Annotated in this window: 1 protein-coding gene and 1 rRNA gene; both read left to right on the top strand. The window is 37.8% G+C overall.

Going from position 1 to position 3805, the window contains the following annotated elements; translation table 11 throughout:
- A 5S ribosomal RNA gene (gene rrf, locus FQ087_RS22185) occupies positions 1–115 on the top strand.
- A 455-nt stretch (positions 116–570) separates the two neighbouring features.
- Positions 571–1611, top strand: a complete 1041-nt coding sequence (locus FQ087_RS22180) for an IS30 family transposase (RefSeq protein ID WP_149582786.1) — start codon at positions 571–573, stop codon at positions 1609–1611.
- The last annotated feature ends 2194 nt before the right edge of the window (positions 1612–3805 follow it).

The raw sequence follows: 3805 nt of genomic DNA, 5'->3' as shown, positions 1-3805 counted from the left end.
CTGGTGACGATTGCGAAGAGGTCACACCCGTTCCCATCCCGAACACGGAAGTTAAGCTCTTCAGCGCCGATGGTAGTTGGGGGTTTCCCCCTGCAAGAGTAGGACGTCGCCGGTCTCTAAGTAAGTCGTTACCCGTTGGGTAGTGGCTTTTTTTGTGTTTATTTTTAATGATTAGTTAATTGATTGATTAAAGGTTATGCTCGGTTTTGAACGCATAGTTAGCAAGCTGAGCAGACCTACGGGATTCGGTCAAACCGACAATGATGAATACGTGTATATAAACGCTGAAATGCAATATTAGAAAGAAAAAACCGAAAAGATTACATAAACCGTATCTTAGGTCATGCTGGAGCTATTCTGAGAAACACTATTTAGGTATTCGACAGCCAATGTTTTTTTGGGAAGTCGATTATATTAATTCTCTGCATACTGAAGTATATCTTTAAAAAATGAAGTAATAGCTTTCGGCTAGTTGTATAATCAAATGCAACAACCTTAAAACATGAAAAGCCACAGATAAACCGTGTATGATTAGGTCGACTAAAACACAATCATTACGGAGGTTTATCTATGGCACAATCACATTCTACCACATCTAAACGCACCTTTAAACATCTAACGACCTATAAACGAGGCATGATTGCGGCGCTTCACAGCGAAGGGAAATCCATGCAGGACATCGTAAACTCGGTTGACTGTGACCGTAGTACAATCTGGCGTGAATTAAAGCGTGGTACCGTAACGCAACTAAAAACCGGTCGCATCATGTACGAAGCCTACTTCCCCGAGACAGCACAGGTAAAATACGAAGAAAATCGGAAAGCTTACGGTGCCAAACTCAAGCTTGATGAAACCATCGAATTCATCAAGTTCGCAGAGGCTAAGATATTGAATGACGAGTGGTCACCCGACGCCGACTGCGGATTTGCAAAGCGCAACAACCTCTTTAATAAGGCACGCGTTTGTACAAAAACACTTTACAACTATATTGAGCTTAGACTCATAACGGTCAAAAACATTGATTTACCTATGAAAGTTCGCCTAAACACAAAAACAAAAAGAAGCCGGGTTAACAAGCTTGTTCTTGGTCGTAGTATCGAAGAACGCCCGATTGAAGTCGAGGATCGTGAAGTATTTGGCCATTGGGAAATCGATACGGTCATCGGAAAGAAGAGCCAGGACGAGGCGCTTTTGACTATTACTGAACGGAAAACCCGTAAGGAAATCATCTTAAGAATTTGTGCCAAGAGTAGCGAAGCGGTGAGTGCTGCTATCAATGAAATACGCAAGAACTACGGCCCTAACTTCGCCAAGGTGTTCAAGACAATTACCGCTGATAACGGATCCGAATTCTCCGAACTTAGCACTTCCGTCTTGAGTGAAGATACAGAGATTTTCTTTGCGCACCCCTATACATCATGCGAGCGCGGAACGAATGAGCGTCATAATGGATTAATTCGCCGTTTTATCCCGAAGGGGAAAGCCATCACTTCAGTTTCTGCAGATACAATTCGCTATGCAGAGAGCTGGTGTAATCGTCTGCCTAGAAAAATCCTTGGGTATCGAACACCTGAAGAGTGCTTCTCAGAAGAACTCGCCAACATAGCCTGACTAACGGTTTGTCTGTACTTTCATGAGTTGTTGCATTTAATATTGCAATTTAGGAGTAATAGCTTTCTGATTTTGAGGAAAAATACATAATACTCCATTGTGATGCCTATATGTTGTATAATGCAAAATAACAGTAGATAGAAATGCAAGATGATGATGCAGAGAGTGTCAAAGGAACGTATATACCGATATGAGCAAGTTTTTACAGAAGAGGTCGGCATGATAGCTAGCATTGGGGGAGCCATGTCCTTGTGGTGCTTTGCTTCTTGGCTCGTACATACTTGTGCCCACAGAGACTCCATGCCAAATCAACTGGGAGTCTGTAATATACTTTGAAAAACTTTGTACGAATCCTTTGCAAAATATATTTTTACTGCGCTCATAAGACGTACGAGGATGCGTAAAGGAGATCACTGTATCTTTACTTAAGAAGAAAGTACTGGGGTCGGGTCTGTTATCAGAAGTCAGTGTCATAAATATATTTGCAAAATTAGTGTCATAGTTCTTACGTATATTAAAGATACAGCTTGATTGTTTTTGGCAGCAATCCTTAAGATGATTTTGTTATAAGTTCTTTCGTTTGGTAATTGTTAAAATCACCTCGTATTAGCAAATTTTTTCATGATGGTTTTGATATTGCAATGAACGAATCCTTCATGCTTCCACACCTGAAACTGAGCAGGACATTCATTGGTGTTGCGGCCAAGGGCGTACGTATTTACTCATATTATTTTTGTTTTTATGCTCAGACAAACTTGTATAGGTAAATCAATGCTCTTTTCCGTGATGAGTACGAGCTCAATATAGTTGTAAAGCGTTTTTGTACAAAGACGCAAATTAGCAAAAAGACTTTTGTAATTTGCATAACCACAGGAAATGACAGCTTAATACTTGGCATCCGATATTTTAGCTTCCGTGGGCTTGATTAATCCAATGTTTCCACCAAGTATTAGTTTTGTACCTTAAGTTTTCGATTATCTTCAAATTTTGTCCAAGTTGGATTCAATTATTTTTCTTCAGTTTCTCATTTATGTAACGTTACCATTTCTCCAGTTCAGTGTAATTGTACTTGTCACTAACAATTGTGAAGCGCTTCTGCTTGGTTTATATATTTATAAGCAGTCTGAAAGAGAGTGACGTTGAAATAGATCATAACTAACAAGAATACAAATTAAATTCGTCAGAACATATATAGAGTATACAAGCTGATTATTATGGTCTGTTGAAGGTGATTGTTGTTATTTAACGTATTTGATTTTGGAATTATTTTTTTGAAATCAATGATTCTGGAAGATTACATGATTGAGCAACGCATTTCGATAAACTACCGTATAGAAGGAAAGAACGAGTACATCAATGGAGAGAGTGCTAAGTTGAACCTCCTTTATCTGTTGGTGGCCGATTAATTCCTGAAATGAGAGAATCACGTCTAAAGATGGGTTTGAGTTTCTTTATTATGTTTCTGAATCCGTTTTTGGTTTTGGAAAACCCAATGGTCTAAAATGCTACCGTTGCAGTTCTTATAGTAAGAACCCGAATTTACGCTTCAAGGACACGAAAAGAATAAGTGGGGGATGAAGAAACTCCCTGCTGGTTGCAGTTTAATTTTATCTCATATATAAAGGGAAACGAACGGATTACATTCTCTTGAAATGATAATTTCAAAAATGATCTCTTTTTATGGTTATAACGAACCTTAGTTAAAGGGGGAGGGAACGTCATTATGGAATTTATTAATTCTTCATGAAAATCACTATAAAATATTAAAAGAGACTACTGTCGAAAATAGTCTACTTTTCTTTAGTGAGATCTAAAAAATTGAAAGTAATTTGAAGGCTAATATTGCATCAATAGTTTAGGTTAAGAAAAAGAAGTGGTATACATACTTTTAATGCAAAGTGCATTGGTCACTCTAAAAAGTGTGCATAACGTAATATAATATCCACTATGAAAATAATACTTGCGTTTATATAAATAGAATGGTATATTTATAAACGTTGCGTTTCCGATATATTAATAACGACAAAAAAGAAATTGAATTTAGTTGTTGACACGGACGAAACGAAATGTTATGATATAAAAGTTGTCACCGAAACAACGACAACAAATAAAATGAGGAATGCAAGTTGATTCTTCCTACATGAACCTTGAAAACTGAACAGCAAAACATCAATGAAATACAGCGAGAGTGCTA

It is taken from the genome of Sporosarcina sp. ANT_H38, from assembly GCF_008369195.1.
Classification (GTDB): domain Bacteria; phylum Bacillota; class Bacilli; order Bacillales_A; family Planococcaceae; genus Sporosarcina.
The sequence above is the reverse complement of the archived record's forward strand: the minus strand, read 5'-3'. Positions and strand labels throughout refer to the sequence as shown.

Bases quoted from the DNA above. Each gene is read 5' to 3' on its own strand.
- FQ087_RS22180 (WP_149582786.1), top strand. From the start codon at position 571: ATGGCACAATCACATTCTACCACATCTAAACGCACCTTTAAACATCTA.